Raw genomic sequence first — 5,862 nt, 5'->3', positions numbered from 1 at the left:
AAAGGCTAAAAAACTTGTTCCTAAAGAAAATTATTACTCAATAAGGGTAGTGCTTTACAAAAAAGAAGAAACTGCCGTTAACTATATAAAAAAACATAAATTAGAAGAATGTTTTGTATATCCTTTTAAACAGTTTTTCGGTGTTTACTGCGGACTATATTTAGATAAAAAGGACGCACAGCAGGATTTAAATAAATTTAAAAAGAAATTAAAAGTAAAAGACATTTTGCCTACAAAAATATCAATCTGACAAAGCAATATCTACAGCTTTTTTAATATCTTCAAATAAAAGCTCTTCAGCAGAGGGATTTCTTAAAATATATGCAGGATGTAAAGTTAAAATAAGTTTTCTACCTTCCCAGTTTAAAACTTCACCTCTTTCTTTCGTTATAGAAACAGGTCTTTTCAAAAAAGCCCTTGCAGCTGCAGCTCCAAGAAGACATAGAACTTTAGGGTCTATTATTTCTATCTGTTTTTCTAAGAAAGGAAAACAAGCCTCCTGTTCCCATGGAGTTGGGGTTCTGTTCCCAGGAGGCCTGCATTTATTCACATTTGCTATGTAAAACTCTTCTCTTTTATGCCCTGTAGCTTCTATCAATCTCGTTAAAAGCTGGCCAGCCCTTCCCACAAAAGGCCTTCCAAGCCTATCTTCATCTGCTCCGGGAGCTTCACCTACAAACATAAGTTTTGCATTTGGATTTCCTTCTCCAAGTACAGCCTGTTTTCTGTTTTTATATAAATCACACTTCTTACATTCCTGTATTTCCTTATTTAATTCTTCTAAGAGTTTCGTCTTGTCTATATTATCACCTGTACTTTTCTTAGTTTCCATAAAAACCTCATCTATACCTATTTCTTTTAAAACTCTCAGGTATTTATCAACCAAGTATTTTACCTCATTTGTTAAATATGTCTTTAATTAATTGTTTAACGGATTTTATTTTGGATACATTTATATTATCTACACGGGTATTGTATGGAATTATTATATTTTTAATTCCAAATTTTTCACATTCTTTTATTCTTAAATCACTATAATAAACAGACCTTACTTCACCTGTTAATCCAAGCTCACCAAATGCAGCTGTACCTTCAGGTACTGGTTTTTCAAAAACTGATGAAATAATTGCTATGGCAAGCGGCAAATCAACTGCAGGCTCTTTTATCTGCATACCTCCAACTACATTTATAAAAATATCTTTATCCTTTAAAAATATATTAAGCTCTTTTTCTAAAATTGCTGTTATTATTGAAACTCTATTTATATCAATTCCTTGTGCTCTTCTTTGTGGAACAGCGTAAACAGTCTTTGAAACAAGAGCCTGAATTTCTATTAATACTGGCTTAGAACCCTCTGTATGTGGAAAAATAATGCTACCCGCTTTTCCTTCTGGTTTTTCCATAAGAAAAAATGAAGATGGGTCATTTACTTCTTCAAGACCCTTTGAAGTCATATTAAAAACTGCTATCTCCCCTGCCGCTCCAAATCTATTTTTTATAAGTTTTAAAACCCTGTATGCGTGTCCCCTTTCACCCTCAAAATTGGCAACTGTGTCAACAAGATGTTCTAAAACTTTAGGTCCTGCTAAATTTCCTTCTTTTGTTACCTGACCAATTAAAACTGTTGGTATATTTCTTTGCTTTGCAATTTCTGTTAATTTACTACTTACATACTTTACCTGAGAAACTGAGCCAGCAGCACTTTCAAGCTCAGATGAATAGACAGTCTGAACAGAGTCTAAAATAATAAAATCAGGATTTATTTTATCAATAGCATCTAAAATATTATCAAAATTAGTGTCTGCAAGAATAAATATATTTTCATTCAACGCTCTTATTCTTTCCCCTCTAAGATATATCTGATTTGCAGATTCTTCTCCTGTTGCATATAAAACTTTTTTTCCATCTTGGGCAAGATTATTCGCAAGCTGAAGTAAAAGTGTAGATTTTCCTATACCGGGTTCTCCAGATATTAAAATCACCTGTCCAGGAACTATTCCACCACCTAAAGCTTCATCTAAATTCTTTATATTTGTTGAAATTCTTTCAAATTCAAAGGTTTTATCTACATTTGTAAGTGGAACAGGATTTACTTTTTTTAAGATTTGATTACCTGATGTTTTTTGTTTAGAAATTACTTCTTCTACAAGTGTGTCCCAGCTACCGCAGTTAGAGCATTTTCCTGACCATGTTGGGAAATTTGCCCCGCACTCACTGCAGACATAGGCTGTTTTTTTCTTTGCCATCAGGTTTGAATTAGTTTTAATTGATTTTTCTTTTTATTTATAGCAGTTTCAATCTCTTTTAAAACTTCCTGCTTCCTTTTTGGACTACACCAGTCTGGAGCAATGAGTTCATCATCTGGCGCTTCACCTGTTAGTCTATGTACTATTATATCTTCAGGAAGTATTTCAATAATGTCTGCAACAATCTGTGCATATTCTTCAAGGTCTAAGGTCTTTATTTCTCCTTTTGCATACTGTTTTTCCATAACTGTGTGGCGAACAATATGAAGTGGATGAATTTTTACACCGTCTATTGGAAGGCTTGCAAAAAGTTTTGCAGTTTCAACATAATCTTCGTAAGTATCACCAGGAAGACCAACTATCATGTGGGCACATACTTTTATATTTGGTCTTTTTTTTGTTCTTAAAACAGCATCAACAAAATCAGCAACACCATGAGCCCTGTTTATACTTCTAAGTGTGTTAATATTTGCAGTTTGAAGACCATATTCAATCCAGACTTCAGGCTTTTTTACAGCATAAGTAGATATTAAATCAAGTACTTCTTCAGGAACAACATCTGGACGAGTACCTATAGACATTCCTATAATTTCATCATATTCCATAGCCTTATCATATATTTCTCTTAGCTTATGGACTGGAGCATATGTATTTGTATAAGCCTGAAAGTATGCTAAAAATCCTTTTATATTTTTAAACCTTTTTTTATAAAAAGAAATAGCATCGTTTATCTGATTTTCTACAGTTTCTCTGGTCATTGCATAGGGACTGAAAGATATATTGTTGCAGAATGTACACCCTCCAGAGGCTTTAGACCCATCTCTGTTGGGACATGTGAAACCTGCGTCTATAGATATTTTTTGAATTCTTCCACCGTATTTCTCTTTTAAATACTGATTAAATTTTATCATGTTTTAAAATTTATACTACCACTTTATTTTTTCCAGTTCTTTTGGCTTTATAAAGTCTTTTATCTGCAAGTTCTATTAATTTTTCAAGATATTCTGGATTTTCAGTTAAAGACGCAGCTCCTATACTTATAGTTATATCAATCATATTATTTTTACACTTAATAGGTTCAGCTATTATAGATTGTCTGACTTTTTCTAATACCTTTAAAGCCTCTCTTTTGGTGGTATATGGAAGTAGTATCAAAAACTCTTCCCCACCGTATCTAAAAACAAAATCGGATTTCCTTAAAACAGATTTTATTCTAACTGCAACTTCTTTTAATACGCAATCACCTACCAGATGACCATAGGTATCATTTATTTTTTTAAAGTCGTCCATATCTGCCAGACCAATAACAAAATCATTTCCAGTTATTTTTGAAAGGGTATATTGATTTGTCAGGATAATTTCCATAGCCCTTCTATTAAAAAGATGTGTAAGAGGGTCTATATTTGCCTCTGCTTCTGAAGATACAGAATGTACAAGAGCAATGGTAGAAACCAATCTACTTGTATTTTTAAAAAGGTTTATATATTCTATAAGTAAATTTTTGAAAGCCCTTTTTTCAATAAAAAAGTATATTTCGTTTGCTGATTGATGTATAGAATCATGTATTCTTTTTACTATATCTTTGTATTTTAACGTTAATATTGAATCCAAATCTCCGTTATTTATTTTTTTCCCAAATTCGCATATATTTGGATTTAATTCTATAGATGGTTTGCTTCGAAGTTTTTTTATATCTTCCAATAACTTATTTAGCCATATAAAATGGTCTTTCACATAGCCACTTAAAATTGAAACATTTCCTTTACCTTTAAAAATTCGCAGTTCTTCTCTTATCCAGTCTTTGTCATTTTTCATTAAATTTACTAAATATCCGTACGAAAATGTGTTTTCTGCAAAGTAAGTCATATCTTCTAATTTGTCCACATATTCTGCACAATTTAAAGTTTCATCTTTAGATAAGTAATATCTAAGCTTGTTTATAGAGTCATAAAAAAAAGAAAAAGGAACATTCTCTTTGTAAAAAGTATCGCCTACTTTGAAAAAATATCTTTTTGCTTCGTTTGTATCTCCCGAAATATATCTTTTAAAGCCTGTGTTTATGTAATGTTGAATATCTTTGAAAGATATACCTTTAAAAAATCTATACATGTAATCATCATTTAAATAATAGTTATAAACATATTTTAATGCTAAATCTATTTTTTCCTTTAAAACATTCATAATCTCTCTATTATTGCCTGTGTCATTTCTTTTGTATTAACTTTTTTAGTTCCCGGCTGCCATATATCTCCCGTTCTATAGCCGTCATTTAAAGCTTTTTCTACTGCTTTTTCTATATCTCTTGCAGCTTCTGGCAGTTTACATGAGTGCTCAAGCATCATAGCTGCTGAAAGTACCATTGCAACAGGGTTTGCTATACCTTTTCCTGCTATATCAGGAGCTGAACCGTGAACAGGTTCATAAAGGGCATATTTTTCTCCTAAAGATGCTGAGGGAAGCATTCCAAGAGAACCTGTTAAAGCACCAGCTTCATCAGATATAATGTCCCCAAAAAGATTTCCAGTAACAATAACATCAAAATCCTTTGGTCTTCTAACTAACTGCATAGCAGCATTATCAACATACATGTGTTCAAGTTCAACATCCTGATAATCTGCCCAGACTTTATTTACAACTTCTCTCCAAAGACCACTAACTTCAAGAACATTGGCTTTATCAACACTTGTTACTTTTTTTCTTCTGTTTCTTGCTACATTAAAAGCAAGTCTTGCAATTCTTTCTACCTCATGCTCTGAATAAACCATTGTATTAAATCCAACTTTTTCACCATTTCTTTCTTCTATTCCTCGTGGTTCTCCAAAGTATATTCCACCTGTTAGTTCTCTGATAACAAGCAGGTCAACTCCTTTAATCAAACTTTCTTTTAAAGGTGAAGCATCTAAAAGCGCATCATAAGCCTTACCTGGTCTTAAATTTGCAAATAAATCAAGCTCTTTTCTTATTCTTAAAAGACCTTTTTCTGGTCTTTTATCGGTAGGAAGATTATCCCATTTTTCACCGCCAACAGCTGCAAGCAAAACAGCGTCGGACTCTTTTGCAAGTTTTAAAGTTTCCTCTGGAAGCGGATTTCCTGTTTCATCAATTGCTGCACCGCCGATAAGACCTTCTTTTATTTCAAAATTTACATTGTATTTTTTTTCTACGGCTTTTAAAACTTCTAAAGCTGACTCCATAATTTCAGGACCAATTCCATCTCCGGGTAAAGCTAAGATTTTACAAGATTTTTTCAATTTATAACCTCCATTGTAATATTATTGAACCTTAAATTTTATAATAAATTTTACACCTTTTCCATATTCGCTTTCAATAGATATTGTTCCATTATGACTAAATACTATTTTATAAACCATAGGAAGACCAAGACCTGTACCTTTTTGCTTTGTTGTAAAAAATGGTTTAAATATTTTTTCTTTATCTTCATCTTTTATTCCAGTTCCATTATCTTCTATTTCAAGAACCACAAAGTTTATATTTTTTATAGTTTCAAGATAAGTTTTTATTTTTATGAATTTATATTTTCCTTCTTTTTCTTTTAATGCTTCAATTGAATTCAAAATCATATTAAATAGAACTTGTTTTATCATATTTTTATCAA

General features: G+C 31.8%; 7 protein-coding genes. 1 reads left to right on the top strand and 6 read right to left on the bottom strand.

The window, feature by feature from the left end; translation table 11 throughout:
* Positions 1-250, top strand: a 250-nt coding sequence (locus HG1285_RS19740) for a hypothetical protein (protein ID WP_008288181.1), incomplete at its 5' end; no start/stop codon positions are given.
* Here HG1285_RS19740 and HG1285_RS06275 read toward each other — a convergent pair.
* The 6 genes from HG1285_RS06275 to HG1285_RS06300 form a co-directional block, all read right to left on the bottom strand.
* Complete coding sequence (locus tag HG1285_RS06275) at positions 242-886, bottom strand: uracil-DNA glycosylase (RefSeq protein ID WP_008288180.1); 645 nt, start codon at positions 884-886, stop codon at positions 242-244. The two genes, HG1285_RS19740 and HG1285_RS06275, sit on opposite strands and share 9 nt — an antisense overlap.
* Before the next feature lie 10 nt (positions 887-896).
* The gene (gene radA / locus HG1285_RS06280) at positions 897-2,246 is read right to left on the bottom strand and encodes a DNA repair protein RadA (protein ID WP_008288179.1); all 1,350 of its coding nucleotides are present in this window, start codon (positions 2,244-2,246) and stop codon (positions 897-899) included.
* Entirely contained in the window at positions 2,246-3,157 is a 912-nt protein-coding gene (locus HG1285_RS06285) for a TIGR01212 family radical SAM protein (protein ID WP_008288178.1), read from the bottom strand. Before HG1285_RS06285 ends, radA begins: the two co-directional genes overlap by 1 nt.
* A gap of 10 nt (positions 3,158-3,167) precedes the next feature.
* Entirely contained in the window at positions 3,168-4,427 is a 1,260-nt protein-coding gene (locus tag HG1285_RS06290) for a sensor domain-containing diguanylate cyclase (protein ID WP_008288177.1), read from the bottom strand.
* Positions 4,424-5,497: a 3-isopropylmalate dehydrogenase gene (leuB, locus tag HG1285_RS06295; protein WP_008288176.1), complete on the bottom strand. Its 1,074-nt coding sequence runs from the start codon at positions 5,495-5,497 to the stop codon at positions 4,424-4,426. Before leuB ends, HG1285_RS06290 begins: the two co-directional genes overlap by 4 nt.
* A 21-nt stretch (positions 5,498-5,518) precedes the next feature.
* The coding region (locus HG1285_RS06300) for an ATP-binding protein (RefSeq protein ID WP_008288175.1) at positions 5,519-5,862 on the bottom strand (344 nt) is incomplete at its 5' end.

Source organism: Hydrogenivirga sp. 128-5-R1-1, from assembly GCF_000171895.1.
Note: the sequence above shows the minus strand (reverse complement) of the source record. Positions and strands in the feature narration are given on the sequence as shown.